25 protein-coding genes are annotated in these 26,526 nt (G+C 72.5%); 10 read left to right on the top strand and 15 right to left on the bottom strand.

Annotated elements, in window-relative coordinates:
* Positions 1 to 170 precede the first annotated feature (170 nt).
* Entirely contained in the window at positions 171 to 815 is a 645-nt protein-coding gene (locus tag ABFY07_RS36660; protein ID WP_346178636.1) for an NADPH-dependent FMN reductase, read from the bottom strand.
* Positions 816 to 868: 53 nt separating this feature from the next.
* Here ABFY07_RS36660 and soxR point away from each other — a divergent pair, with 53 nt between their 5' ends.
* Positions 869 to 1,558: a redox-sensitive transcriptional activator SoxR gene (gene soxR / locus ABFY07_RS36655; protein ID WP_346178635.1), complete on the top strand. Its 690-nt coding sequence runs from the start codon at positions 869 to 871 to the stop codon at positions 1,556 to 1,558.
* A gap of 274 nt (positions 1,559 to 1,832) precedes the next feature.
* Here the strand turns inward: soxR and ABFY07_RS36650 are convergent, their stop codons facing one another.
* Positions 1,833 to 3,080 carry a GNAT family N-acetyltransferase gene (locus ABFY07_RS36650; protein WP_346178634.1) on the bottom strand — a complete coding sequence of 416 codons (1,248 nt, stop codon included), beginning with the start codon at positions 3,078 to 3,080 and terminating at the stop codon, positions 1,833 to 1,835.
* Between the two features lie 68 nt (positions 3,081 to 3,148).
* Positions 3,149 to 3,856 carry an RsiG family protein gene (locus ABFY07_RS36645; protein ID WP_346178633.1) on the bottom strand — a complete coding sequence of 236 codons (708 nt, stop codon included), beginning with the start codon at positions 3,854 to 3,856 and terminating at the stop codon, positions 3,149 to 3,151.
* A 152-nt stretch (positions 3,857 to 4,008) separates the two neighbouring features.
* On the opposite strand from ABFY07_RS36645, the gene dtd reads away from it, so the two are divergent.
* Positions 4,009 to 4,434, top strand: a complete 426-nt coding sequence (dtd, locus tag ABFY07_RS36640; protein WP_065961212.1) for a D-aminoacyl-tRNA deacylase — start codon at positions 4,009 to 4,011, stop codon at positions 4,432 to 4,434.
* 153 nt (positions 4,435 to 4,587) lie between these two features.
* Here the strand turns inward: dtd and ygfZ are convergent, their stop codons facing one another.
* Genes ygfZ through ABFY07_RS36625 form a run of 3 tightly spaced genes read right to left on the bottom strand, consistent with a single transcriptional unit; the run spans position 4,588 to position 6,659 of the window.
* Positions 4,588 to 5,553 (bottom strand): CAF17-like 4Fe-4S cluster assembly/insertion protein YgfZ, encoded by a 966-nt coding sequence (gene ygfZ, locus ABFY07_RS36635; RefSeq protein ID WP_346178632.1) that lies wholly within the window; start codon positions 5,551 to 5,553, stop codon positions 4,588 to 4,590.
* Positions 5,554 to 5,579: 26 nt separating this feature from the next.
* Positions 5,580 to 6,059, bottom strand: a complete 480-nt coding sequence (locus ABFY07_RS36630; RefSeq protein WP_346178631.1) for a Fur family transcriptional regulator — start codon at positions 6,057 to 6,059, stop codon at positions 5,580 to 5,582.
* A gap of 36 nt (positions 6,060 to 6,095) precedes the next feature.
* Positions 6,096 to 6,659 carry a heme-binding beta-barrel domain-containing protein gene (locus tag ABFY07_RS36625; protein WP_065961208.1) on the bottom strand — a complete coding sequence of 188 codons (564 nt, stop codon included), beginning with the start codon at positions 6,657 to 6,659 and terminating at the stop codon, positions 6,096 to 6,098.
* 300 nt (positions 6,660 to 6,959) lie between these two features.
* Between ABFY07_RS36625 and ABFY07_RS36620 the strand changes: the two genes are divergently transcribed.
* Positions 6,960 to 7,322 (top strand): DsrE family protein, encoded by a 363-nt coding sequence (locus ABFY07_RS36620; protein ID WP_346178630.1) that lies wholly within the window; start codon positions 6,960 to 6,962, stop codon positions 7,320 to 7,322.
* 151 nt (positions 7,323 to 7,473) lie between these two features.
* On the opposite strand, the gene ABFY07_RS36615 is transcribed toward ABFY07_RS36620, so the two are convergent.
* From ABFY07_RS36615 to ABFY07_RS36590, 7 genes are all read right to left on the bottom strand, one after another.
* Positions 7,474 to 7,731 (bottom strand): DUF3099 domain-containing protein, encoded by a 258-nt coding sequence (locus ABFY07_RS36615; protein WP_065961205.1) that lies wholly within the window; start codon positions 7,729 to 7,731, stop codon positions 7,474 to 7,476.
* A gap of 326 nt (positions 7,732 to 8,057) precedes the next feature.
* Entirely contained in the window at positions 8,058 to 8,345 is a 288-nt protein-coding gene (locus ABFY07_RS36610; protein WP_065961204.1) for a DUF1416 domain-containing protein, read from the bottom strand.
* A gap of 47 nt (positions 8,346 to 8,392) precedes the next feature.
* The gene (locus ABFY07_RS36605) at positions 8,393 to 9,232 is read right to left on the bottom strand and encodes a sulfurtransferase (protein ID WP_346178629.1); all 840 of its coding nucleotides are present in this window, start codon (positions 9,230 to 9,232) and stop codon (positions 8,393 to 8,395) included.
* A gap of 155 nt (positions 9,233 to 9,387) precedes the next feature.
* On the bottom strand, positions 9,388 to 9,468 hold the full coding sequence (locus ABFY07_RS43290) for a putative leader peptide (RefSeq protein ID WP_352133573.1): 81 nt from the start codon (positions 9,466 to 9,468) through the stop codon (positions 9,388 to 9,390).
* 333 nt (positions 9,469 to 9,801) lie between these two features.
* Positions 9,802 to 10,497 carry an LmeA family phospholipid-binding protein gene (locus ABFY07_RS36600; protein ID WP_065961201.1) on the bottom strand — a complete coding sequence of 232 codons (696 nt, stop codon included), beginning with the start codon at positions 10,495 to 10,497 and terminating at the stop codon, positions 9,802 to 9,804.
* 320 nt (positions 10,498 to 10,817) lie between these two features.
* The gene (locus tag ABFY07_RS36595; RefSeq protein ID WP_346178628.1) at positions 10,818 to 12,611 is read right to left on the bottom strand and encodes a hypothetical protein; all 1,794 of its coding nucleotides are present in this window, start codon (positions 12,609 to 12,611) and stop codon (positions 10,818 to 10,820) included.
* A gap of 10 nt (positions 12,612 to 12,621) precedes the next feature.
* Positions 12,622 to 12,906, bottom strand: a complete 285-nt coding sequence (locus tag ABFY07_RS36590) for a MoaD/ThiS family protein (protein ID WP_174589010.1) — start codon at positions 12,904 to 12,906, stop codon at positions 12,622 to 12,624.
* Between the two features lie 104 nt (positions 12,907 to 13,010).
* Between ABFY07_RS36590 and ABFY07_RS36585 the strand changes: the two genes are divergently transcribed.
* Both ABFY07_RS36585 and ABFY07_RS36580 read left to right on the top strand, forming a co-directional pair.
* The gene (locus ABFY07_RS36585; protein ID WP_346178627.1) at positions 13,011 to 14,744 is read left to right on the top strand and encodes an ABC transporter ATP-binding protein; all 1,734 of its coding nucleotides are present in this window, start codon (positions 13,011 to 13,013) and stop codon (positions 14,742 to 14,744) included.
* A gap of 210 nt (positions 14,745 to 14,954) precedes the next feature.
* Positions 14,955 to 16,934 (top strand): ABC transporter ATP-binding protein, encoded by a 1,980-nt coding sequence (locus ABFY07_RS36580; protein WP_346178626.1) that lies wholly within the window; start codon positions 14,955 to 14,957, stop codon positions 16,932 to 16,934.
* Between the two features lie 220 nt (positions 16,935 to 17,154).
* Here the strand turns inward: ABFY07_RS36580 and ABFY07_RS36575 are convergent, their stop codons facing one another.
* Positions 17,155 to 18,012: an alpha/beta hydrolase gene (locus tag ABFY07_RS36575; RefSeq protein ID WP_428837070.1), complete on the bottom strand. Its 858-nt coding sequence runs from the start codon at positions 18,010 to 18,012 to the stop codon at positions 17,155 to 17,157.
* Positions 18,013 to 18,635: 623 nt separating this feature from the next.
* Between ABFY07_RS36575 and ABFY07_RS36570 the strand changes: the two genes are divergently transcribed.
* From ABFY07_RS36570 to ABFY07_RS36550, 5 genes are all read left to right on the top strand, one after another.
* A complete protein-coding gene (locus tag ABFY07_RS36570; protein ID WP_346178625.1) occupies positions 18,636 to 19,439 on the top strand; it encodes a response regulator transcription factor in 804 nt (267 codons plus the stop codon).
* Between the two features lie 24 nt (positions 19,440 to 19,463).
* Positions 19,464 to 20,486, top strand: a complete 1,023-nt coding sequence (locus ABFY07_RS36565; protein WP_065961183.1) for a LacI family DNA-binding transcriptional regulator — start codon at positions 19,464 to 19,466, stop codon at positions 20,484 to 20,486.
* Positions 20,487 to 20,824: 338 nt separating this feature from the next.
* Complete coding sequence (locus ABFY07_RS36560) at positions 20,825 to 21,925, top strand: S1C family serine protease (RefSeq protein WP_346178624.1); 1,101 nt, start codon at positions 20,825 to 20,827, stop codon at positions 21,923 to 21,925.
* Positions 21,926 to 22,170: 245 nt separating this feature from the next.
* Positions 22,171 to 22,914 carry a response regulator transcription factor gene (locus ABFY07_RS36555; protein ID WP_346178623.1) on the top strand — a complete coding sequence of 248 codons (744 nt, stop codon included), beginning with the start codon at positions 22,171 to 22,173 and terminating at the stop codon, positions 22,912 to 22,914.
* Positions 22,911 to 24,383, top strand: a complete 1,473-nt coding sequence (locus ABFY07_RS36550) for a sensor histidine kinase (protein ID WP_346178622.1) — start codon at positions 22,911 to 22,913, stop codon at positions 24,381 to 24,383. The genes ABFY07_RS36555 and ABFY07_RS36550 overlap by 4 nt, the downstream gene beginning before the upstream one ends.
* Before the next feature lie 91 nt (positions 24,384 to 24,474).
* Here the strand turns inward: ABFY07_RS36550 and ABFY07_RS36545 are convergent, their stop codons facing one another.
* Positions 24,475 to 26,406: an ABC transporter ATP-binding protein gene (locus ABFY07_RS36545; protein WP_346178660.1), complete on the bottom strand. Its 1,932-nt coding sequence runs from the start codon at positions 26,404 to 26,406 to the stop codon at positions 24,475 to 24,477.
* Positions 26,407 to 26,526: the final 120 nt, after the last annotated feature.

Raw genomic sequence — 26,526 nt, 5'->3', positions numbered from 1 at the left:
TGGCCGTATGGCCGCGATGCGAAAGAATCTGGCCAGGGGGCTGTTCCAGGGCTGGTCCGGGTCCGGCCCGTGGGCTGGTCGCGGACTGAGGGCGGGGACGAGGGCGGGGACGAGGGCGGGGACACGGACAGGGACAGGGACAGGGACGAAGGCTGGCCGGGTGGCCGGTGTCAGGCGTCGTACGGGCGGGCGGCGCGGGCCTCGCGCAGCCCCCGTGCCCACCAGGCCAGCTGGTCGAGCATGGTCGTGGCCGCCGCCTCGGGACGCTCCGGGTCCTTCAGTGTGCCGTCCGGGGCGAAGAGGTCCCCCGCGTTGTGGAAGCTGACCGTGTCGCGGACGGTGACCGCGTGCAGCTCGGCGAAGACCAGCCGCAGGTGCTCGACCGCCCGCAGGCCGCCGGAGATCCCGCCGTACGAGACGAAGCCGACCGGCTTGGCCCGCCAGGGCGTGTAGTGCCAGTCGATGGCGTTCTTCAGGGAGGCCGGGTAGCTGTGGTTGTACTCGGGGGTGATCACGACGAACGCGTCGGCGGCCTCCAGCCGGGGCCCCACGGCCGCCAGGGCCTCGGCGGCCTCCGGGCTCGGCCGGTAGCTGAGGGTCCCGGGCAGCGGGGTGTCCACCAGGTCGATCACATCGGTGCGCAGGTCCGCGCGGGGCGCGGCGCGGCTGGTGAACCAGTCGGCGACCTTCGGGCCGAAGCGGCCCTCGCGGGTGCTGCCGACGATGACGGCGAGGTGGATCGGGTCGGGGTCGGTGACAGGGGCGGGGTCGGTGAGGGTGACGGGGGCTGCGGCTGTCTCAGTGGCTGTAACCATGAGCACAGCCTGGGACTTAAACATTGGTTGAAGTCAAGCTACGCTCGTTTTCCATGAGCCAGATATCGTGGAAGACCCATGAACTCACGGTCGGTGAGCTGTCCCAGCGCAGTGGGGTCCCGGCCTCCGCGCTGCGCTTCTACGAGCGCGAAGGGCTCATCCACAGCCGCCGCACCTCGGGGAACCAGCGCCGCTACACCCGCGACACGCTGCGCCGGGTCGCCTTCGTCCGCTCCTCGCAGCGGGTGGGCATCCCGCTGGCCAGGATCCGGGAGGTGCTCTCGCTCTTCCCGCAGGACCACGTCCTGACCAGGGAGGACTGGGCCCGGATCTCGGAGTGCTGGCACGCCGACCTCACCGAGCGGATCGCGCAGCTGTCGAATCTGCGCGACAGCCTCACCGAGTGCATCGGCTGCGGCTGCCTGTCGATCAACAAGTGCGCTCTGGCGAACCCGTACGACCGGCTCGGCGAGCAGGGGGCGGGCGCCCGGCGGCTGTTGAAGTCCTGCTCCGATTCGGACGGCCCCGGGGTATGTGGAATCGGCGATCAGAACGCGGCCGGCTCCGCCAAAAAGGCGAGCGTGCAAGCCTGTTCCCCGGACGCGCCGACCGGCGAGGCGACGAACTCGGTCGCCCCCGCGTCGGTCGGCTCCCGCGACTGCTGCTCGACGGAGGATTCGTCCCCCAGTATCGCGGTGTCCTGCGGGACGGACGAGCCGTCGCGGTCCAGCATGGCCCGGTAGCGCGGGAACCTGGCCGACCCGGCCGTACTGTTCGGCCAGCGAAGCCGGGAAAGCCAGGGAAAGCCGGGAAGCCGGGAAAGCCAGGGAAAGCCGGGAAAGCCAGGGAAAGCCGGGAAGCCAGGGAAGCCGGGAAAGCCGGGAAGCCAGGGAAGCCGGGAAAGCCGGGAAGCCAGGGAAGCCGGGAAAGCCGGGAAGCCAGGGAAGCCAGCGAAGCCGGGAAAGCCAGCGAAGCCCGGAGAGCCGGAAAGTAGGGGGCGTGACGCCGGGGGCCCGCTCAGAAGATGTCAGGGCACCACGGGCGGCGCGGGGTGCGCAGCAGGAGGTCCGCGAGCGCCGCGGCGCCCGCCCGCTCCTCGGTGACCCGCCCCAGCGCGGCGAGCCGCACCGCGGACTCGTCGCCCAGCCACAGCGTCCCCAACTCGCCGATGTCCATGGTCAGATCGGCGGACCGGGTGGTCGGCGCGCAGGTGGCCCCGTCGGGCCCCGCGTCCAGCAGAAAGCGGCCGCCGGCCAGGCCCGCGCGGTCGCGCAGCTCCAGGACCAGCGAGCCCGGCACGGGGTACGTACGGGTCTCCAGCAGCCGGGGCACGTCCAGCGGCCGCAGCCACAGGAAGTCGGCGTACGTGGTGACCTCGGCCGCCCGCGGGTCGCCCAGGAGCAGCGGCAGCACGTCGTCCGGGGGGCGGTGGCCCGTGGCGACATGGGTGATCCAGTCGACGGAGAGCAGGAAGTGCCACAGCGCGCGCTCGGCGTCCGGGGTGACCGCGATCATCCCGAGTACCGTGGCGGTGTCACCGGGCCGCTTGCCCTCCCACGCGCTCTTGGCGGTGTAGGCGAGCAAGCCGTCCACGGAGCCGTCGGGGGAGCGGTACAGGACGTAGAACGGCTCCGTCCACGGCTGGTGGGGGAAGGACAGCAGGCCGGTGTTGATCCGCCACCACTTCTCGGGACGGTCGATCACCCCGGGCTGCCGGGCGCGCAGCCGCTCGTGCAGCGCCGGGCCAAGCTCCCGTATCTCGGCGCCGTCGGCGAAGTCCACCCGGCCGCCGCACGCGGGCCCCGAGTAGCGCGCGTCGAGCCCGGCGCGCGCCACGTCCACCCGCCACTCGGTGACCCAGGTGGCCGGGCCGAACCCGTACCGCCCGTAGATCGGGTACTCGGCGGCGATCAGCGACGCCACCACCTCGCCGCGCTCCTTGGCCGCGCGCAGATCGCGGTCCATCATCCGGCTGAGCAGCCCCTGGCGGCGGTGGGTGGGCGAGACCGACACGTTGCTGATGGCGTCTGCCGCCACCTCCGCCCCGCCGACCGCCGTGAGCCGCTGCGCGAAGCTGCGGAAGGTGCCCACACAGCGCCCCCGGTCGAAGGCCCCCTGCGCACGGTCCAGTTCCCCGCCGATGAGCCCCCGCCGGATGTCGACCTCTTCCTTGCTCGCGTGCGGCGGCCGCAGAAAGCCGGTGTGGAGCGCGCGAATCCAGTCGGCGAGGTCGGAGTCGGCGACCGTACGGATCTCTGGAGCCATGGGCCCCACGGTAGGCGGCCGGTGCCGCCGGGCGCACCTGGATATCGATCACGCCCGGCGCGGACGGCTTACGCGAGCAGGTCGTCCACGTGGGCCTCTCCCTCGCGGTACCTCCGGGTGATCTCCGCACCGCAGTCGTCCGCCGTGCGCTGCAGCTCCCGCCGCCGCCGCGAGACCTGCCGCTCGTACCCGACGAGGCGGCCCATCGCGTCGGCCAACTCCTCGTCCGTACGCGCCTCGAGGTCGGACAGGCCGACCTCCGCCAGCGTCTCCTCGGCCAGCCGCCGGTACTCCGCCCCGCGCGGAGTGTCGAGCGTCACATGGCGGGCGGAGGAGCGGTGCCCCGGCGGGCCGTCGACGAGGATCTCCGGCAGCAGGTCCACCAGCGCCGCCGGAGGACGGTCCTCCGCCGCCGCCGGCGAGCCGGGGGCCGAGCGGCGGTCGAGCTCGGCGCGGAGGATGTCGATCCGGCCCTGCAGCAGCCTGCGCACATAGCTCAGGTCCGCCTCCTCGCGCTGCGCCGAGCGGCGCAGCGCCCGCAGCTCCGGCAGGCGCAGCCCGGCCGGTCTCGGCGCCGCCGGGCCGGGCAGCGAGCCCGGCAGCGAGCCCGGCAGCGAGTCGGCCTGGCGGCCGCCGCGCTGGCTCGGCGGCCGGGCCGGCTGGATGGCGGGCAGGCCCGGCTGCTGCAGGGCCTCGGTGGCCGCCCGGAGCAGGTCGCCGTCCTCCGGGCGCGTCGGTGCGGGCCCGGGCGGCTGCCCGGTGCCGGATGTGATCATGCGGTTTCCGTCCCCTCCATGCGGTGCGACGCGAGCTGATCGCGTTGTGCCCATTGCGCACCGCCTGCACGCATCGTGCCACTGTGCGCGGTTCGTTCGCAGCGCGCTTCCACCCGATCGGCCCCGGAAGGAGTCAGGGCATGATTGACCGTATGCGTGCTGTGGTACAGAGAGTGAACGGGGCGAGCGTCGTCGTCGACGGCGAGACGGTCGGGGAGATCGTCGGACAGGGGCTGTGCGTCCTGGTCGGGGTGACCCACGACGACACTCCGGAGAAGGCGGCGCAGCTGGCCCGCAAGCTGTGGTCCGTGCGCATCCTGGAGGGCGAGAAGTCCTGCTCGGACCTGGGCGCCCCGCTGCTGGTCATCAGCCAGTTCACGCTCTACGGCGACGCGCGCAAGGGCCGTCGGCCCACCTGGAACGCGGCCGCGCCGGGCGAGGTCGCCGAGCCGCTGGTGGACGAGGTCGTGGCGCGGCTGCGGGAGCTGGGCGCGCAGGTGGAGACGGGCCGGTTCGGGGCGGACATGAAGGTCTCGCTCACGAACGACGGCCCGTTCACGGTGATCGTCGAGGTCTGAGGCGCGCCCCGGCGGGGGCGCGGGCGGCCGGGGGCGTGGGCGGCCGGGGGCGTGGGCGGCCGGTGGGGCGGGAGGCCGGCGCCGGGGTGGTCAGATGGGCGGGCGGCCGGTGCCGGATGGCCGGACGGCTGGCTGGGCGGGCGGCCGGTGGGGCTACGGCTCGACGACGACCTCTTGTGCCGCGGCCGTCGTATCCGCGATCAGCGGCGCGTCCACGGGCACGTTCCGCTTGACCAGCGCCAGCGCGATCGGCCCCAGCTCATAGTGGCGGGCCGAGGTCGTCACGAAGCCCAGCGGGCGTCCCTCCGCGCCGTCCGAGGCGAGCCGCACGGGCGCGCCGTGGCCGGGCAGGGCCACCTCGCTGCCGTCCAGGTGGAGGAAGACCAGCCGCCGGGGCGGCTTGCCCAGGTTCTGCACCCGGGCGACGGTCTCCTGGCCGCGGTAGCAGCCCTTGTGGAGGTGCACGGCGGTGCCGATCCAGCCCAGCTCGTGCGGGATCGTCCGGTGGTCGGTCTCCAGGCCGACCCGCGGGCGGTGCGCCTCGACGCGCAGCGCCTCGTACGCCAGCACCCCGGCCGGAGGACCGCTCGCCGCGGCGAAGGACTCCAGCTGGGCGCGGGGCAGGAACAGGTCCCGGCCGTACGGGGTCTCGCGGACCACGGCGCCCTCGGGGGTTTCGGCGATGCTGCCCGCCGGGAGGTACACGACCGCGAACTCCTCGGTGCGGTCCGCGATCTCCACCCGGTAGAAGAACTTCATGCTCTCCAGGTACGCGATCAGCTCGCCCTGGGTGCCTGGCTCCACATGGGCCCAGGTGGTCTCGCCGTCGTCGACTATGTACAGCGCGTGCTCGATGTGGCCGTGCGCGGAGAGAATCAGCGCCTCCGTGGCCTGGCCGGCGGGGAGTTCGCTCACGTGCTGGGTGAGCAGAAGGTGCAGCCAGCTCAGCCGGTCCGGGCCGCTGACCGTGACCACACCGCGGTGCGACAGGTCCACGAAGCCGGAGCCGTCGGCGAGCGTGCGCTGCTCGCGGAACAGGTCGCCGTAGTGCGCGGCGACGCCTTCGTCGGGGCCCTCGCCGGGGACGGCGCCGGGCAGCGACAGCAAAGGGCTCTTCATGCGCTCAGCCTACGACCCGGCCCGGCCTAGGACTCGACCGCACGGTCCGGCTCCGAGGCGTCCCGCGGGCCGGGGCCGTCGGCCGCGCGGGCGGCGGAGCACTTGGCGCAGCGGCCGAAGATCGCGAAGTGCTTCATGTCGGTGTCGAAACCGAAGCTCGCCCGAAGCTGCCGGGTGAACGGCTCGGCCACCGACAGATCGGCCTCGATCACATCCGTGCAGTCCCGGCAGACCATGTGGATGTGGTGGTGCCGGTCGGCCAGGTGGTAGGTGGGAGCGCCGTGCCCGAGATGGGCGTGGCTGACCAGCCCCAGCTCCTCCAGCAGCTCCAGGGTGCGGTAGACCGTGGAGATGTTGACGCCGCTGGCGGTGCGGCGCACCTCGGTGAGGATCTCGTCCGGGGTGGCGTGCTCGAGGTGGTCGACGGCCTCGAGCACGAGCTGGCGCTGCGGCGTCAGGCGATAGCCGCGCTCCCGCAGGTCTGTCTTCCAGTCGGTGGTCGCCACGGTGCCAGTGTAGGCGGGGGCCCGGACGCCCGTGCGTCAGCGGAAGAAGGCGATGCCGTCGTCCGGGAGGTCCTTGAGGTCCTTGGCCCATTCGCGCGGGTCCACGACCTTCTTCAGGTGCGCGGACATGTACGGCCGCAGCGGCACGTCCGGGGTGGCCTTCTCGCCGACCCACATCAGGTCGCTCTTGACGTAGCCGTAGAGTCGCTTGCCACCGGAGTAGGGCCCGGAGGCCGCCGTACGGGCCACGGCGTCGGTCACCACGTCGATCTGCGGCTTGCCCTCGGCCAGCTCGCCGTACCAGACCTCGACCACGCCCTGGTCGCGGATCATGACGATCTCGACCTTGCGGTCCTCGCCGATCCGCCAGTAGCCGGACTCGGTCTCCAGCGGGCGGACCTTCTTGCCGTCGCCGTCGAGCACCCAGCTGTGCGAGACGTACTCCAGGAAGTCACGCCCGTCGTGGGTGAAGGTCACTTCCTGCCCGAAGTTGCACTTCTCGGTCCCGGGGAAGTCGTAGACGCCCGCGCCCTCCCAGTTGCCGAGGAGGAAGGCGAGCGGCACGAGGTCCGGGTGGAGGTCGGACGGGATCTCGATCATGAGTTCAGGCGATCCGTGGGGAGGGAGAAGGGAAGGGAGGGGCGGACGGGGTGCCGGGCAGCCGGGCGGGTCAGCGCTGGCCCTGGTACAGCTTCTTCCAGGTCAGTGCGGCGAAACCGAGCGTGGCGACGACGACCAGGATCATCAGGGTGGTGAAGACTGCCTCAAGCACGAGCGCGCTCCTTGGAGGAGTGGGGTGTTCCGGTGGGACTCGCGGAACGGTCATGGACCGGGGCCGAGTCTAGTCGCCGGTCCGCGGACCGGCTCTTCGAGGTCTCCCGCTCGGCCTAGGCTGGCCCCATGGCGAAGAAGCTGGTGATCAAGGTGACGGCGGGCGCGGACGCGCCCGAGCGGTGCTCCCAGGCGTTCACGGTCGCGGCGGTGGCCGCCGCGAGCGGCGTGGAGGTGTCGCTGTGGCTGACCGGGGAGTCCACCTGGTTCGCGCTCCCGGGACGCGCGGCCGAGTTCGAGCTGCCGCACGCCGCGCCGCTGCCGGACCTGATCGAGGGCATCCTCGCGGGCGGCACGATCACGGTGTGCTCGCAGTGCGCGGCCCGCCGGGACATCGAGGAGAAGGACCTCATCGGGGGCGCCCGGATCGCGGGCGCGCAGGTGTTCGTCAGCGAGATCATGCCGGACGGCGTGCAGGCGCTCGTCTACTGAGCGCTTGTGGGCTGCTGGGCGCTCGTCTCGGCTGGGCCGCTCATCGACTACGGAGGCGCTCATCTCGGCTGGTGAGCGAGGCGCTCATCTCGGCTGGTGAGCGCTCAACGACTACGGAGCACTCGTCCGCTGGGCACCGCTCCCGCCGCTCCTAGCGGCGGTGGTGGTACTCGTCCAGCTCCCGCCACCACCGGTCGGACTCCTCGTCGCCCGACTCGTCCCACCACCGGTCCTCCGGCCCCTTGCGGTTGGCCACGATGGCGGCCAGTGGGGGGATGACCATGGCGACGACGCACATGGCGACCGCGGCCGGGACGGACCATAGGCGTACGAATCCCCACGCCGAGACGAACAGCGTCAGACACGCGCCCATCAGGATGAAGTATGCGTGGCGGCGTCGCGCGTACATATCCCCAGGATACGTCCGGGGCGCCGCCCGGGACAGACGTGGACAGCGGCGGAAGGGCTCCGGAAGGGCTCCGGAGCGATCTCCGGAACGACCCTGGAACGATCTCCGGAACGACTTCGGAACGACTCCGGAACGACCCGGAGGACCGCACCCCGCCGAGGCGTCCAACCCCGGGGTGCGGCCCTCCGGCCGTGCTGTCCGCGCTGTTCCGCGCCGCTGTCCGTACGGTCCGGTCGGACCGCGGTCAGGCCGCGATCAGACTGCGGTCCGTCCGGCGACCAAGCCGCCGACCAGGCCGCCGACCAGATCGCCGACCAGACCGGCGATCAGACCGCGATGGCGACCTCCGCCAGGCCGCCCTTCTGGGCGACGACGGTGCGGTCCGCGGTCGCGCCCGGGACCAGGGCGCGCAGCGTCCAGGTGCCCTCGGCGGCGTAGAAGCGGAACTGTCCGGTCGCCGAGGTGGGGACCTCGGCGGTGAACTCGCCGGTGCTGTCCAGCAGCCGCACGTAGCCGGTGACCGGCTCGCCGTTACGGGTCACCGAGCCCTGGATCGTGGTTTCGCCGGGCTTGATGGTCGACGCGTCGGGGCCGCCGGCCGTTGCTCCACACATGGGGACTGTCCTTACGTTCGGGGGAGACGTTCGGGGAGGGAGGAGGGTCAGCCGTTGGCGCCGAGCTCGATCGGCACGCCGACGAGCGAGCCGTACTCGGTCCAGGAGCCGTCGTAGTTCTTCACGTTCGGCTGGCCGAGCAGCTCGTGCAGGACGAACCAGGTGTGAGCGGAGCGCTCACCGATGCGGCAGTAGGCGATGGTGTCCTTCGACAGGTCGACGCCCTCGCCCTCGTAGAGGGCCTTGAGCTCGTCGTCGGACTTGAAGGTGCCGTCGTCGTTGGCGGACTTCGACCACGGGATGTTGCGGGCGGACGGCACGTGGCCCGGCCGCTGCGACTGCTCCTGCGGGAGGTGCGCCGGGGCGAGCAGCTTGCCGGAGAACTCGTCGGGGGAGCGGACGTCCACCAGGTTCAGCGAGCCGATGGCCGCCACGACGTCGTCGCGGAAGGCGCGGATCGAGGTGTCCTGGGCCTTGGCCTTGTACTCGGTCTTGGGCCGGGACGGGACCTCGGCGACCAGGTCGCGGGAGTCGAGCTCCCACTTCTTGCGGCCGCCGTCGAGGAGCTTCACGTCCTGGTGGCCGTAGAGCTTGAAGTACCAGTAGGCATAAGCCGCGAACCAGTTGTTGTTGCCGCCGTAGAGCACGACCGTGTCGTCGTTGGCGATGCCCTTCTCGGACAGCAGCTTCTCGAAGCCCGCCTGGTCGACGAAGTCGCGGCGCACCGGGTCCTGGAGGTCCTGCTTCCAGTCGATGCGGATGGCGTTCTTGATGTGGTTCTTGTCGTAGGCAGAGGTGTCCTCGTCGACCTCCACGATGACCGTCTTGGGGTCATCGATGTGGGCCTGTACCCAGTCGGCGTCCACCAGGACGTCACTGCGGCTCATGTTTCTCTCCTCCGGGGCAGTTGCGGCGGTACGGGTACGCGTCGGAACGCGGGCTACGCGGGGTTCGGTAGCGGGCGCGGGAACGGAGTCGGGCGGGCTCGGCTGACGGGCCGATAGGAGCGCGGGCCGTACGCCGGGCAGGCCGCGCGTCCTCGTCAGGCGGCGCGACAGAGCATGGCGGCCACGCGGCACAGGTCTACTGCCCGCCGCTTCGTGAGATCCGCCTGTCGCTTCATGCGTCCGATCGTAGGGACGGACGGCCGGGCATGTCACCGGGGTGTCGTATCGTGAGACGAGATTGTCCGGAATGTGGGATGGCGTGGCCGTGCGGCGCCCTGTGGGGCGGTCGACGGGGTGCCGGGCGCCCCTGGATGTCCATCAGCGCGAGCGGGATCGTCTCAGTGCGTGGACGACGCCCTGGACCTCTCGGCGTGGACCTCGCCATGGGCCCCCCACGGACCTCGCCATGGGCCCCGCCATGGACCCCGCCACGGATCTCGGCACGGGTCTCGGCACGGGTCTCGGCACGGAGCCCGCTATGGGTCTCGTCGTGGACCCCGCCGGGTCGGTCAGCCCGCCAGCTCGACGTTCTTACCCACCACCGACACGTCTATGCCGTCCTTGGTCGTCTCCACCTTGTCCAGCCGCATGCCCGTCGGCAGACCGTCGATCTTCCGCTCCATGTCCGTCCGCTGCCGGACCTTTTGCTCCGCACCGGGGATGTTGCCGCCCGGGACGGACTCGGCGTGCAGCCGGATCGTGTCGCCGTTGACGATGGTGACCGTCGAGAGCGTGCTGACGCTGAAGCCCAGGAGCTGCCCGGTGATCTTGACGCGGCCGCGGCCCGACTGGTCCTCCCCGGCGTAGCCGACCGTGATCCCCTGGCCCGCGGCCGTGGACAGGTCCGCGTAGCTGATGTGCGCGGACCCGGTGGCGCTGTCGGCGGTGGCGGACGAGAAGCTGCTGGATATCCGGACATCGTGCAGCGTGGCCGTCAGCTCGGTGACGCGCACCGAACGGCCGCCCCCCGCGTCCGTGGTCAGCCCGTCCATGCCGATCTCGACCTCGTCCAGCTCCTTGCCGGCGACCTGGGTCAGGAAGGGGAAGCCCTTGATCGAGACGTCCGGGGTGCTGGTCAGCCCCTGGCTGCTCTTGATCTTGTCGGCGGCCTCGGACTCCGCCAGGTAGACCGCCAGGCGGTCCGCGGCGACGAACAGGACGCCGAGGACGACGAAGACGATCAGTGTGATTCTCAGTGCGCGCATTGCGTTGGGTCCCCCATGCTCTGGCTCAGGCCGGCGCCTGAGGCTGCGAGCCTAACCGCCGCGGTGTGGGAGTCGCCGGGTGGCGAGGCCCGGATCACACCCGTGCCCGGGTCCGATCACACCCGTGCCCGATCACACCCGTGCCCGATCACACCCGGACCCGATCACACCGGGGCCCGATCACACCGGGGCCCGATCACACCCGTGCCCGATCACACCCGGACCCGATCACACCCGGACCCGATCACACCGGGGCCCGATCACACCTGTGCCCGGTCACACCCGTGCCCGGGCCGGTCACACGTGTGGCGAGGTCCGGGTCACCCCAGCGCCCGGCCGATCACATAGATCGCCGGGGCCGCGGCGGCGAGCGGGAGGGCGACGCCCGCGGTCATGTGGACGAAGCGGGACGGATAGTCGTAGCTGGCCACCCGCAGCCCGATCAGCGCGCACACCCCCGCCGCCAGGCCCAGCGACACGGCGCCGGTGGTGCCGGTGTCGGTCACCCGGGTGGCCGCCAGGCCCGCCCCGGCGGACGCCGCCAGGGCCAGCACCACGGTGACCGCGCCCGGCAGCGGCAGGGCCCGGACGAGCGCCGCCACCGCGACGGCGGCCGCCCCCACCACGACGGCGTCCGAGGACTCGGCCACCGCGGCCAGGTGCCCGGCCGCGATCACGGTTACGGCGGTCGAGGCGACGGTCGCCGTCAGGCCGTACAGCCGCTCGTCGGGCGAGGCGTGGCTGCGCAGCTGGAGGATCAGCACCAGCAGCAGCCATACACCGAGCGTGCCCATGATCACCGTCGGGGCGTGCGCGCGCTCGGTGGTCAGCAGGCCGATGTCCGCGGCCAGGCCGCCCGCGAAGGCCAGCGCGATGCCCTGCCGGGCGGGCCACATGCCGTTGAGCCGGAACCAGCCGGCCGCGGTGACCGCCTGCAGCAGCACCACGACCACGGCCACGGCGGGCCGCGCCAGCGGCGCGGTGACCGCGAGGAGGGCGGCGAGCACGGCGGTCAGGGCGGCGGGCGTCAGGCCCGGCGCGATGATCGGCGAGCGGCCCTCGGCGCGGGCCCGCTGCGCGGCGGTGAGCGGCTTGGCGGCGGCTTCGGGCGCGGTGGCCTCGGCGGAACGGGCGGCGGCTTCGGGCGCGGTGGCCTCGGCGGAACGGGCGGCGGCTTCGGGCGCGGTGGCCTCGGCGGAACGGGCGGCGGCTTCGGGCGCGGTGGCCTCGGCGGAACGGGCGGCGGCTTCGGACGCGGCGGCCTCGGCGGGACGGGCGGTGGCGGGACGGGCGGCGGCGGGACGGGCGGCGGCGGGACGGGCGGCGGCGGGCTCGGGGACGACGTTGGGGACGAGCCGGGCCGGCGCGGTGGGCCTGGGGCCGATGGGCTCTGCCTGGGCGGCGTGGTGCGGCGCGGCCGCGAACTGGACGGTGTCGGTCGTCCCGTAGCCGCCCGGTCCGGGGCCCTGGCGCGGCTGTCCGCCCCCGTCCCAGGAGGGGGCGTATGGCTGCTGGTACGCCTGGCCGTGCTGTGCCTGGCTCTGATGCGTCCGGCCCTGCTGCGCCTGGCCTTGGTGGGTCTGGCCGTGCTGCCCCTGGCCTTGGTGGCTCTGGCCTGGGTACGTCTGGTTCTGCTGCGTCGGGCCTTGGTATGCCTGGCCGCTCTGGTGGCCCTGGCCGTCCTGCGGGTGCCACTGCTGTGGCTCGGCGTGCTGGGCGTACCCCTGCTGTGTGTACCCCTGCTGCGCGTACCCCTGCTGGGCATGTCCCTGCTGGGCGTATCCCTGCTGGGCGTATCCCTGCTCCGGGTATGTCTGCTGCTGGGGGTACGCCTGGGGCTGGGCGTACCCCTGCTGCTGCGGGTGCTGGTACGCCTGCTGCCCGTCGTACGACGCGGCGGCGCCCTCGTACCCAGGCCAGCCGTACTGGCCGTGCTGATGGCCGTGCTGATGGCCGTGCTGTTCCTGCCCGGCGTAGCCCTCGTAGCCCGGCTGGCCCTCGTAGCCCGGCTGGCCCTCGTAGTGCTGCCGGCCCTGCTGGCCCTCCTGGCCCTGGTACGGCTGCTGGTAGGGCGGCTGCTCCGCCGACCCGTACGGGTCGTAGTGGTTGCTCATGACGTCGGGGTCACCCTCCTGCGAACGGCGGGAGCACCTCGACCGTGCCGCCCTCGGCCAGTTGGACCGTCTTGTGATCACGGGTGCCGACGGGGTCGCCGTCGACCAGGAACGAACACCGCCCCAGCACCCGCGCGAACTCCGGCCGCGCGGCGTGCCGCCGCCGGGCGGCGTCCAGGGCCTCGGCGAGCGTCGCCGCAGCGTACGGCTCCTCGGCGGTGCCGGCGGCCGCCTTGGCCGCGGCCCAGTACCGGATGGTGCCGGCCGGCGGTCCCGCCGTGTTCTTCATCGCCATCGCGATCCCTCTCCCGTCATCTGCCGTCCCCCATGATGACGGGGTCCGGCGGCAGACCGGTAAATCGCCGGTCGCGGCCCGGGGTGCTCGCTTAGGGTTCCGGTGTGCTGGTCCGACTTATACGGGCATACCTGAGGCCCTACACCCGATCGATCGCTCTGATCGTCGTGCTGCAGCTGGTGCAGACGCTGGCGACGCTCTATCTGCCGACGCTCAACGCGGACATCATCGACGACGGTGTCGTGAAGGGAGACACCGGCTACATCCTGCGCGTCGGCGGCGTGATGATCGCCGTCACGCTGGCGCAGATCGTCTGCTCCATCGGCGCCGTCTACTACGGCGCCCGCACGGCGATGGCGCTCGGCCGCGATGTGCGCGCCGCCGTCTTCGACCGTGTGCAGTCCTTCTCCGCCCGCGAGGTGGGCCACTTCGGCGCGCCTTCCCTCATCACCCGCACCACCAACGACGTGCAGCAGGTGCAGATGCTGTGCCTGATGTCGTTCACCCTGATGGTCTCGGCGCCGATCATGTGTGTGGGCGGCGTCGTCATGGCGCTCAACCAGGACGTTCCGCTCTCCGGGCTGCTGCTGCTCATCGTGCCGGTCCTGGGCGTCATCGTGTCGCTGATCGTGCGGCGGATGCGTCCGCTGTTCCGCGGCGTCCAGGAGCGCATCGACACGGTCAACCGGGTGCTGCGCGAGCAGATCACCGGCATCCGCGTCATCCGTGCCTTCGTCCGCGACGAGCACGAGCGGAAACGCTTCACCGAGGCCAACACCGACCTGTTCGACGTGTCGCTGAAGGCCGGCCGGCTGATGGCGCTGATGTTCCCCGCCGTGATGATGGTGGTGAACCTCTCCAGCGTCGCCGTCGTCTGGTTCGGCGGGCACCGCATCGACAGCGGGGACATGCAGATCGGCGCGCTGACGGCGTTCCTCAGCTATCTGATGCAGATTCTGATGGCCGTGATGATGGCCACCTTCATGTTCATGATGGTGCCGCGGGCCGAGGTGTGCGCCGAGCGCATCCAGGAGGTGCTGGAGACCGAGACCAGCGTCGCCCTGCCCCTGAAGCCCGTCCCGCCGCTGCGGCGCGAGGGGCTGCTCGAGCTGCGGGGCGTGGAGTTCCGCTACCCGGGCGCCGAGGAGCCCGTGCTGCGCGACGTCTCCCTGGTCGCCAGGCCCGGCCAGACCACGGCCGTCATCGGTTCGACCGGCAGCGGCAAGTCCACCCTGCTGGGGCTGGTGCCCCGGCTGTTCGACGCGACCGACGGCAGTGTGCACCTGGACGGGGTGGACGTACGGGACATGGACCCGGTCGTGATGGCCGAGACCATCGGGCTGGTCCCGCAGAAGCCGTACCTCTTCTCCGGCACGGTCGCCTCGAACCTGCGGTACGGAAAGCCGGACGCGACCGACGAGGAGCTGTGGCGCGCCCTGGAGATCGCCCAGGCCCGCGACTTCGTCGAGCGCATGGACGGCGGCCTTGAGGCCCCCATCGCGCAGGGCGGCGGAAACGTCTCCGGCGGCCAGCGGCAGCGGCTCGCGATCGCCCGGGCGCTGGTCCGCAGGCCGTCCGTCTACCTCTTCGACGACTCCTTCTCGGCGCTGGACTACGCCACGGACGCGCGGCTGCGCGCCGCGCTGGCGGCGGAGACGGAGAACGCGACGGTCGTCATCGTCGCCCAGCGGGTGTCCACGATCCGGGGCGCGGACCGCATCGTGGTGCTCGACGAGGGGCGCGTCGTCGGCACCGGCACCCACGCCGAGCTGATGGAGCACAACCAGACCTACCGGGAGATCGTGCTCTCCCAGCTCACCGAGCAGGAGGCGGCATGAGCGTGTCCCGCGCAGCGACGGAGGAGCGAGCAGTGACGAGGGAAGCCTGCGCGTTGGAGCGTGCCGGGACTGAGCGGGGTAGAGGGGCATGAGCGTGTCTTGGCGCGCTGCGCGGGCTGGACTGAGGAGCCGCGCAGCGACGGAGGAGCGAGCAGTGACGAGGGAAGCCTGCGCGTTGGAGCGTGCCGAGACTGAGCGGGGTAGAGGGGCATGAGTGAGAAGAGCGCCCCGGCGCCCGCCGCCGCGGCGCCCCGGAGGGGCCCCGCGCCGGCGGCTGGACCCGGGCGGTTCATGGGCGGGCAGCCGACCGAGCGCAGCATGGACTTCAAGGGCTCGAGCCGCCGGCTGCTGAAGCTGCTGCGGCCCGAGCGCGGCATGGCGCTGACGGTGCTCGCGCTGGGCGCGGTCAGCGTCGCGCTGTCGGTGCTCGGCCCGAAGATCCTCGGCAAGGCGACGGACCTGATCTTCGCGGGCATCATCGGGCGGCAGCTGCCCGCCGACGCCACCAAGGCCGAGGCGGTCGAAGGGCTGCGGCGGTCGGGCCAGGGCACGGTGGCCGACATGGTCGCGTCCATGGACGTGGTGCCCGGACAGGGCATCGACTTCGACGCGGTGGGGACCGTGCTGCTGTGGGTGACCGCGATCTACGCGTTCTCCTCGCTGCTGAACCTCTTCCAGGCGCGGATCGCCACGGTCGTGGTGCAGCGCATGGTCTTCCGGATGCGCGAGGACGTCGAGGCGAAGCTGGCCCGGCTGCCGCTGTCGTACTTCGACAAGCAGCCGCGCGGCGAGGTGCTGTCGAGGGCCACCAACGACATCGACAACATCCAGCAGACCATCCAGCAGACCCTCAGCCAGATCATGACCTCGCTGCTGACCATCGTGGGCGTGCTGGCCATGATGTTCTGGATCTCGCCGCTGCTGGCGCTGGTCGCGCTGGTGACCGTGCCGGTGTCGGTGGTGGTGGCGACGAAGGTGGGCAAGCGGGCGCAGCCGCAGTTCGTGGCGCAGTGGAAGACCACCGGCAAGCTGAACGCCCACATCGAGGAGATGTACACCGGCCACTCGCTGGTGAAGGTGTTCGGCCGGCAGAAGGAGTCGGCGGAACTCTTCCGGGCGCAGAACGAGAAGCTGTACGAGGCGGGCTTCCGGGCCCAGTTCATCTCCGGGATCATCCAGCCGGCGATGATGTTCATCGGCAACCTCAACTATGTGCTGGTCGCCGTGGTCGGCGGGCTGCGGGTGGCCAGTGGGGCGCTGTCGATCGGCGACGTCCAGGCGTTCGTCCAGTACTCGCGCCAGTTCAGCCAGCCGCTCACCCAGGTCGCCTCGATGGCCAACCTGGTGCAGTCGGGCGTCGCGTCGGCCGAGCGGGTCTTCGAGCTGCTGGACGCGCCGGAGCAGCGGCCGGACGCGGCGGAGGCGGTGCGGCCGGAGCGGGTGCGCGGCCGGGTGGAGTTCGAGGACGTCTCCTTCCGCTACGACCCGGACAAGCCGCTGATCGAGGACCTGTCGCTGTCGGTGCGGCCGGGCCAGACGGTGGCGATCGTCGGCCCGACCGGCGCGGGGAAGACCACCCTGGTCAATCTGCTGATGCGGTTCTACGAGGTCAGCGGAGGGCGGATCACGCTGGACGGGGTGGACATCGCCGCCATGAGCCGGGAGGAGCTGCGCTCCAACATCGGCATGGTGCTCCAGGACACCTGGCTCTTCGGCGGGACGATCGCGGACAACATCGCGTACGGGTCGCAGGACGCCTCCTTCGACAAGATCGTGGAGGCGGCCAAGGCCACGCATGTCGACCGCTTCGTACGGACTCTGCCGGACGGCTACGACACGGTGATCGACGACGAGGGCTCCAACATCAGCGTCGGCGAGAAGCAGCTGATCACCATAGCCCGGGCGTTCCTGGCCGAGCCCGCGATCCTGGTCCTGGACGAGGCCACGAGCTCGGTCGACACCCGTACGGAGGTGCTGATCCAGCACGCGATGGCCTCCTTGCGGACCGGCCGCACCAGCTTCGTGATCGCCCACCGCCTGTCCACGATCCGCGACGCGGACGTGATCCTCGTGATGGAGTCGGGGCGGATCGTGGAGCAGGGCACCCACGACGCGCTGCGGGCGGCCGGCGGGGCGTACGCCCGGCTGTACGAGGCGCAGTTCGCGGAGCCGCTGGCCGAGACGGAGTGAGCCTGCCTCCCCCGCATGCTCCCCCTTCCGCATCCTTCCCCTTCCGCATCCTTCCCCTTCCGCGTCCCCCCGCTCCGCGCCCGGCGGAGCGGGGGCATTTCGCGAGGTGGGCCGTGGCCCAGGCGGGGCGTCGGTGCAGCAGGTGTGTCGGTGCAGCAGGTGCGTTGGTGCAGCAGGTGCGTCGGTGCAGCAGGGCGGGGGTGTGTGGCGGCCGGCGTGCTCATAGGTGGGCCGTGGCCCAGGCGGCGATCCGGTCCAACAGGGCGGCGTCCGCCGCGTTCTCCGCGTGGCCGAAGCCCGGCTCGATCCACAGCTCTGTGGACGACGGGTCCGCCGCTTCGGCCAGGGTCCGCGGGTGGTCAAGCGGGAAGTAGGGGTCCCGGTCGCCGTGGACGATCAGCAGCGGCGTGGGGGCGATCAGCGGGGCCGCCGCCACCGGGGAGAGGGGTTCGGGGTCCCAGCCGCGGGAGTCGATGCGGGTACGCAGCCCGTAGCGGGAGACCAGGCGCCCGGTCGGGCGGGTGATCGCCCAGTGCACGCGGCGCATCGGGGCGGTTCCCCGGTAGTACCAGCGGGCGGGGGCGCTCACTGCCACCACCACGTCAGCGTGCGCCGCTTCGCGCGCCCCCGCGCACCCTTTCGCTTCCAATGCCCCCAGTCCCATACCCGGCTCCGACGCAGCCCCCGCCCCCGGCTGCGCACCCGACCCCGCACCCGATCCGGGCCCCGACCCCGGCCCCGCACCCGCCCCGTACAGCGCCGCGTGGCGCAGCACCACCGAGCCGCCCATCGAGAACCCGACTGTGGCGACCCGCCGGTGCCCGAGTCGGCGCGCCCACCGCACCGCGGCGGCCAGGTCCAGGACCTCCCGGTCGCCGACCGTGGAGCGCCCGCCGGAGCGCCCGTGGCCCCGGAAGGAGAACGTGACCACGGCCGCGTGCCGGCCCAGCACCGCAGCGGCGCGCCGCAGCGCGGGCCGCTCCAGCGCGCCGGTGAAGCCGTGCGCCACCACGATCGCCGGGCCCGCCACCTGGTCGTCCGTCACCGGGTCGTCCGTCACCGGGCCGCCCGTCACCACGTTGCGGCTCGCCTGGCCGCCCCTCGGCTGGCCGCCCGTCACCGGGCCGCCCGTCACCGGGCCGCCCCTCGCCAGGCCGCCCGCCGCCAGGCCGCTCGCCGCCAGGTCGCGGCTCGCCTGGCCGCCCCTCGCCAGGCTGCCCGCCGCCAGGCCGCTCGCCGCCAGGCTGCCCCCCGCCAGGCCGCCGCCCCTCGCCCGGTCGGCCGTATCCGCCGCGCCCAGGTCAGCCGTATCCGCCGCGCCCGGCGCCAGGGGCTCGTACGCTGCCTCGATGCGCACCCCGTCGTCCGTCAGCAGCCCGGTCAGGCGCCTTCGCGCGGTGGCCGGGGGAAGGGGAGACGGCGCGGAGGACGCCTTAAGCCCACGTGTCATGTGGGTTATTCTTCTGGGAAGAGGATCCGGGCAAAGCAGCCCCCGGGTCCTTTTGTGCTTTCAGGCGCATTTTGTGCTTTCGAGCGCCTTCCGCACGAAGCAGTATCGGTACTAGCCAGTAGCCGCACACTCCCCCAGGCCAGGGGCCTGGGAGGTGCCCCCTCTCGCAGGGACCGAGGAGGAACCGACGTAATGGGCGAGCGAAGCGTGTACGACCATAAGAAGACGGCGGCCAGGGGCGGTGGTGACCGGTGAGCTCCCTCCTGCTGCTGACCAACGCGCTGCAGCCCTCCACGGAGGTGCTCCCCGCGCTCGGGCTGCTCCTGCACAACGTGCGGGTGGCCCCGGCCGAGGGCCCGGCCCTCGTGGACACCCCCGGCGCGGACGTGATCCTCATCGACGGCCGGCGCGACCTGCCCCAGGTGCGCAGCCTGTGCCAGCTCCTGCGCTCCACCGGCCCGGGCTGTCCGCTGATCCTCGTGGTCACGGAGGGCGGCCTCGCCGCCGTCACCGCTGACTGGGGCATCGACGACGTCCTGCTCGACACCGCCGGCCCCGCCGAGGTCGAGGCCCGGCTGCGGCTGGCGATGGGCCGCCAGCAGATCACGACCGACGACAGCCCGATGGAGATCCGCAACGGCGACCTTTCGGTCGACGAGGCCACGTACAGCGCCAAGCTCAAGGGCCGTGTGCTGGATCTCACATTCAAGGAGTTCGAGCTCCTCAAGTACCTGGCCCAGCACCCCGGTCGGGTGTTCACCCGGGCGCAGCTGTTGCAGGAGGTGTGGGGCTACGACTACTTCGGCGGCACCCGCACGGTCGACGTGCACGTACGGCGGCTGAGGGCCAAACTCGGCCCGGAACACGAGTCCTTGATCGGCACCGTGCGGAATGTCGGCTACCGTTTCGTCTCCCCGGAGAAGGGCGACCGCGGTGCCGACGAGGCCAAGCGGCGGTCCGAGGCCGCGAGGGCCGCGCACGGCGAAGCGCCGACCGCCGGGGTGCAGCGCGACCGGAACGTGAAAACGGGCGTCGCACGCCCGGCCAACACATAGCTGGACCCGCGTAGACTGCCGCGCGTGGCCAAGGTGACACGGGATGATGTGGCAAGGCTGGCGGGGACGTCCACCGCGGTCGTCAGTTACGTCATCAATAACGGACCAAGGCCGGTCGCCCCGGCCACGCGCGAGCGGGTACTCGCCGCGATCAAGGAGCTCGGCTACCGGCCGGACCGGGTCGCCCAGGCGATGGCCAGCCGGCGCACCGACCTCATAGGGCTGATCGTGCCCGACGCGCGCCAGCCGTTCTTCGGCGAGATGGCGCACGCCGTCGAGCAGGCCGCCTCCGAGCGCGGAAAGATGGTGCTCGTCGGCAACTCCGACTACCTCGACGAGCGCGAGGTGCACTACCTGCGCGCCTTCCTCGGCATGCGGGTGTCCGGGCTGATCCTCATCAGCCAGGGCCTCAGCGAGAACGCCGCCGCCGAGATCGAGGCCTGGGACGCCCGGGTCGTGCTGCTGCACGAGCGCCCCGAGGCGATCGACGACGTCGCCGTGGTGCTGGACGACATCGGCGGCGCGCAGCTCGCCGTGCGCCATCTGCTGGAGCACGGATACGAGTACGTGGCGTGCATCGGCGGCATGGAGATCACCCCGACCGTCGGCGACCCGGTCACCGACCACGTCGAGGGCTGGCGCCGGGCCATGACGGAGGCCGGGCGCTCCACCGAGGGACGGCTCTTCCAGGCCCCGTACAACCGGTACGACGCCTACAAGGTCGCCCTGGGGCTGCTGTCCGGCCCCGACCGGCCGCCGGCCGTCTTCTGCGCCACCGACGACCAGGCGATCGGCGTCCTGCGGGCGGCCCGCGAGCTGCGCATCGATGTGCCCGGGGAGCTGGCGGTCGCCGGCTTCGACGACGTGAAGGAGGCGGCGCTGACCGACCCGCCGCTGACCACCGTCGCCTCCGACCGGCCCGCGATGGCGCGCGCGGCGGTCGACCTGGTGCTGGACGACGCGGTACGGCCGGTGTCCTCGCGGCGCGAGCGGGTGCGGCAGTTCCCGTCGGCGCTGGTGGTGCGGCGGTCCTGCGGCTGCGCGTAGGACCCGCGCCGTTCCGCCTTGTCTGTTCCTCGTGCCGTTCGGCCTCGTCCGGGACCCGCGCCGTTCCGCATTGTCTGTTCCTCGTGCCGTTCGGCCTCGTCCGGGACCCGCGCCGTTCCGCATTGTCTGTTCCTCGTGCCGTTCGGCCTCGTCCGGGACCCGCGCCGTTCCGCCTTGTCTGCTCCTCGCGCCGTTCCGCCTCGTCCGGCGCCCGCGCCGCGCCTCGCGCCGAGTTGTCTTCGGTAGCCCTCGTCCCTTATCCCGGGCATACCGGCTTCTGCCGGGCTTCTCAGCGAGCACTCAGAAAGTTCTCATCTTCGCTGCGCACAGTCGTAGACATGACGGAGAACACGCCCCGCACCGGCGATCACGAGCCCCAGCAGCACCCGTACGGCGCGTGGTCCGGCTACCCCGCGCCGCCCACGCACCGGCCGCAGGATCCCGTCACCACCCCCTCCGGAATCACCGTGTGGCCGGGGGGCGGGGGCGCGGGCCACGGTCACCCCGCCGGCCCCGCGGCAGTCCCCACGCCACCCGGCGGCGGCCACCGCAAGCGGCGCGTCCCCAGGTCCGCCCTGCTGATCGCCGCCGTGGCGGCGGTCTCGGCGCTCGTGGGCGGCGGTACAGCGGCTCTGGTCACGGACGCCGCCGAGAAGCCGGACGCCGCCACCACGACGACCACCGTCGTGGGCGCCACCTCCAGCAAGACCGGCGGGGTCGCCGCCGTCGCGGCGGCGGTCAGCCCCAGCATCGTGGAGATCAGCGCCACCTCCGGCAGCGGCCAGTCCACCGGCTCCGGCGTGATCATCACCAGCGGTGGCGAGATCATCACCAACAACCACGTCATCTCCGGCGCCGACACCATCAAGGTCACCTTCAGCGACGGCAGCAAGAAGTCCGCGACCGTCGTCGGCACCGACCGCAGCAAGGACCTGGCCCTGATCAAGGTCTCGGGCGCCAGTGGCCTGCGGCCCGCCACGCTCGGCGACTCCAGCGGGGTCCGGGTCGGCGACCAGGTCGTCGCCATCGGCTCCCCCGAGGGGCTGACCGGCACCGTCACCAGCGGCATCGTCTCCGCGCTCGACCGGGACGTCACCGTCTCGACCGACGAGAGCCAGGGGCAGCAGGCGCCGGGCGGCGGCCGCGGACAGTGGCCGTTCGAGTTCGGCGGCGGCCAGTACAACGGCGATGTCGGCTCCTCGACCACCACCTACAAGGCCATCCAGACGGACGCCTCCCTCAACCCCGGCAACTCCGGCGGCGCGCTGATCAACATGAAGGGCCAGATCATCGGGATCAACTCGGCCATGTACTCCTCCGCTTCGGACCAGAACTCCAGCAGCGCGGGCAGCATCGGCCTGGGGTTCTCCATCCCGATCAACACCGTCAAGGCCGACCTCGACAACCTGCGCGCCGGTGGCAGCGACAGCAACGCCTGACAGGCCTTGACGGCGCGCGGCGACAGCAACGCCTGACAGGCCTTGACGGCGCGCGGCGACAGCCACGCCTCACGGGCGCGCCGGGTCGCCGCCGGGATCATCGGGCGCGTCCGCCCGTGCGAGGCTGAAAGCAGCGGAACCCCGCCTTTCAATGACGCCTTCGTCGACGCCCCGCCGTCGACCGCCGTCGACCGCGGCTGACCGGCGTTGACACCGAGTGTTGGCATGAGTGAGGAACCCGACCCATGAGCCCCGCCGAGCACGGCGACCAGCCCGCCCGCATCCTGATCGTCGACGACGAGCCGGCCGTCCGCGAGGCCCTCCAGCGCAGCCTCGCCTTCGAGGGCTACGAGACCGAGACCGCCGTGGACGGCCTCGACGCGCTGGACAAGGTCCGGGCGTACGACCCCGAGCTGATCGTCCTCGATGTGCTGATGCCCCGCATGGACGGGCTGACCGCCGCCCGGCGGCTGCGCGCCACCCACGTGACCGTGCCCATCCTGATGCTCACCGCCCGCGACACGGTCGGCGACCGGGTCACCGGGCTCGACGCGGGCGCCGACGACTACCTCGTCAAACCGTTCGAGCTGGACGAGCTGCTGGCCCGCATCCGCGCCCTGCTGCGCCGCAGCACATACGCGGCCGCCGCCGGGGCCGTCCCGGCCGCCGGCGGCGACGAGCTGACCTTCGCCGACCTGCGGATGAACCTCGCCACCCGCGAGGTCACCCGGGGCGGACGCGGGGTCGAGCTGACCCGCACCGAGTTCACCCTGCTCGAGATGTTCCTCGCCCACCCCCGCCAGGTCCTCACCCGGGAACAGATCCTCAAGGCCGTCTGGGGCTTCGACTTCGAGCCGTCGTCCAATTCGCTGGACGTGTACGTGATGTACCTGCGCCGCAAGACCGAGGCGGGCGGCGAGCCGCGGCTCGTGCACACCGTCCGCGGCGTCGGATACGTACTGCGGACGGCCGAGGGCGGCACGCCGTGACGAGCCGGCTGCGCAGGCTGCCGCTCCGCTCCCGGCTGGCACTGCTGACCGCCGTGGCGGTGGCGGTCGCGGTGGCGGTCGCCGCCTTCGCGTGCTGGTTCCTCACTCGCCAGGAGCTCACCAGCGCGCTGGACCAGAAGCTGCGCGACAGCGCGTCCCCGGACCGTGTCCAGCGCCTGGTCGGCCTGCCCTGCTCCACCAAGCCGCAGACCGACGACCACCTCGGGCCCGGCGCCGCCTGGGTGCAGTTCGTCGACCAGGACGGCCGGCGGTGCGTCATCGGCCCCAAGGCGGTCAACGTGACGGCCCAGGACATCGCCGTCGCGGAAGGCCGGCTGCAACAGGTCACCCGCGACGGCACCACCACCTCCGGCCAGGCCGTCCGCGTCTACACCCAGCAGATGCGGGTCCGCGCCGACGGCCGCGAGGGCGTGCTGACCGTGTCCGTCTCCCGCCCCCTCGACGAGGTGACCGGCCCCCTCAACACCCTCGCGCTGGTCATGCTCCTGGTCACCGGCGGCGGCGTCGTCGGCGCCGGGGCCGCCGGCCTGTGGATCGCCAGGACCGGGCTCAAGCCCGTGGACCGGCTGACCGATGCGGTCGAGCACGTGGCCCGTACCGAGGACCTGGCCGTACGCATCCCCGCCGAGGGCGACGACGAGATCGCCCGGCTCTCCCGCTCCTTCAACTCCATGACCGCCGCCCTCGCCTCCTCCCGCGAACGGCAGCAGCAGCTGATCGCCGACGCCGGCCACGAACTGCGCACGCCGCTCACCTCGCTGCGCACCAACATCGAACTGCTCGCGCGCAGCGAGGAGACCGGCCGGCCGCTGCCCCCCGACGACCGCAAGGCGCTCCTGGCCAGCGTCAAGGCGCAGATGACCGAGCTGGCCGCGCTCATCGGCGACCTCCAGGAACTCGCCCGCCCGGACGTGCTGCCCGGCACCGGACCGCCGCAGCTGGTCGCTGTGCACGAGGTGGCGGAGACCGCGCTGAAGCGGGCCCGGCTGCGCGGCGCCGACCTCACGATCGACGCCTCGCTGAGCCCCTGGTACGCACGGGGGGAGCCGGCGGCGCTGGAGCGGGCGCTGGTCAATCTGCTCGACAACGCCGTGAAGTTCAGCCCTTCGGGTGGTGTGATCGAGGTCGTGCTCAAAGACGGCGACTTCACGGTGCGCGACCATGGCCCCGGCATTCCGGCCGACGAACTGCCCCATGTCTTCGAACGGTTCTGGCGCTCGCCGTCCGCCCGCGCCCTCCCGGGCTCCGGGCTCGGCCTGTCCATCGTCGCCCGCACGGTCCAGCAGTCCGGCGGCCAGGTGGGGCTGCGGCCCGCGCCGGGCGGCGGGACGGTGGCCTGGATCCGGCTGCCGGGCGCGCCCATGGAGCCGCCGGAGCCGCCGGAGCCGCCGGTGCCGCCGGAGCGGCCGGAGCGGCCGGAGCGGCCGGAGCCGCCGGTACTCGGCTGACCGTTGGCTTGCCGCGTCGGCCGCTTGCCGCGTCGGCCGTCTCCCGTTCAGCCGCTTCCCGTGTCAGCGGCTTCCGCGCGTCGGCCTTCTGTCACGTCAGCCTTCTGCCAGGACAGCCGCCGATCTCCCGGCCGATGTCGCGGCCGGGTTCCGCCTCGTCGGTGCCAGTGCCAGTGCCGGTGCCGGTGCCGGTGTCGGTGCCGGTGCCGATGCCGGTGTCCGTGCCTGTGCCTGTGCCAGTGCCGATGCCGGTGTCCGTGCCTGTGTCTGTGTCTGTGTCTGTGTCTGTGCCGTTGTGCGAGCCGTGCAGTCGCGCGTACGCCCCGCCCAGGGCCAGCAGCTCCCGGTGCGTCCCGGTCTCCACCACGCGCCCGTGGTCGAGGACGAGGATCCGGTGGGCGTCCGGTGCCAGGTTCAGATCGTGTGTGATCATGATCGTCGTACGGCCGGACATCAGCCGCCGCAGCGGCCTGACCACCCGGCGCGCGGCCAACGCGTCGAGCCCGGTGGTGGGCTCGTCCAGGACCAGGACGGGCGAGTCGCGCAGCATCGCGCGGGCGATCGCCACGCGCTGGAGCTGGCCGCCGGACAGCCGCGCGGTGTGCGGGTCGATCCGGGTGTCGTAGCCGTCGGGCAGGGCGGTGATGAAGTCGTGGGCCGCCGCGTCCCGGGCAGCCCGCTCGATGTCCTGGTCCGTGGCCCCCGGCCGGCCGCAGGCGATGTTCTCGCGGATGGTGTCGTGCAGGATGAGCGTCTCCTGCGGCAGGAGCGTGACGTTCTCGCGCAGGAAGGAGAGGGGCACGGCGTCCAGCGGCACCCCGTCCAGGCGCACCGAGCCCTCCGCGGGGTCGTAGAAGCGCAGCAGCAGCTTGGAGACGGTCGACTTGCCGGCCCCGCTCGCCCCGGTGATCAGCACGAACTCCCCGGGCCGGGCCGTGAGCGAGACCCCGCCCAGGGTGGGCCGGTCGGCGCCCGGGTAGCGGAAGCCGACCCCCTTGAACTCCACCGTGCCGTGCACCGGCCAGGGCGCGACGGCCGCCCCCGGCGCCGGGTCGGCCACGGCGGGCTCGGCGTCGAGGACGTCCAGCAGCCGCTCGGCGCCCGCGGTCGCGGCGGTGAGGGTGAGGCCGAGCTGGCCGAGGTTGCGGATCGGGGGGTAGAGGTAGCCGAGGAAGGCGGCGAAGGCCAGGAGCTGGCCGATCGTCATCCGGCCCTGGGAGATCTCCCAGGCGCCGAGCCCGATGACGGCCAGGACGCACACCGTCTCGATGACCTCGACCAGCTGCTCGTACAGCTCGCTCATCCGCGCCCCGGCAACCGACGCGCGCATCCAGGCGCGCGCCTCCCGGCGCAGCCGCTTCTCCTCGGCGGCCTTCCGGTTGTATGCCTGGGTGAGCACGATGTTGCCCAGCGACTCCTCGACGACCGAGGTGATCGCGCCGTCCGCGGCCCGCTCCTCGCGCGCGACGGCCTTGATCCGGCCGGAGAAGCGCCGGGCGGCCAGCCAGAACAGCGGCGCCAGCACGAAGGTGGCCAGCGCCAGGTCCCAGCGCAGCCAGAAGGCGGCGGTGGCGAAGAAGACCGTGCTGAACAGGGCGGATACGGTGCCCACGACGCCGGAGACCACCATCTGCTCGATGGCCTCGACGTCCCCGGTCAGGCGTTCGACCAGGTCGCCCTGGCGGTGGCGCTGGAAGAAGTGCGGCGGCAGGTCCTGGACGTGTCCGAACACGCGGGCGCGCAGGCGCAGCACGAAGCGCTCGGCGGTCCACACCGCGAGCGAGTTCCCGGCGTACCCGACCATGGCGCCGAGGACCGCTACGGCGAACCACTGGCCGGCCGGGGACCAGAAGGCGCTGAGCGAGCCCTGCCGCAGGGCGTGGTCGGTCAGGTCGGAGAACAGCAGGATCGCGGCCGTCTCCGTGAGCGCGGCGACGATCACGCAGACGCAGATCAGCACCAGCCAGCGGCGGTCACCCCGGGTCAGCGGCCAGAAGCGGCGGAAGGCCACGCGCGCGGCCAGCCGCGGGGTGGCCGGCTGCTCCTCCGCGTGCCGGCTCGCGTCGGCGTGGGTGTCGGCGGGGGCGTGGGCGGGGGCGTGGGCGTGGGCGTCGGCGTTCGGGTGGGATTGGGCGTCCGGGTG

Origin of the sequence: Streptomyces sparsogenes subsp. cuspidosporus (assembly GCF_039532705.1) — a bacterium.
GTDB classification, from domain to species: Bacteria; Actinomycetota; Actinomycetes; order Streptomycetales; family Streptomycetaceae; genus Streptomyces; species Streptomyces sparsogenes.
Note: the sequence above shows the minus strand (reverse complement) of the source record. Positions and strands in the feature narration are given on the sequence as shown.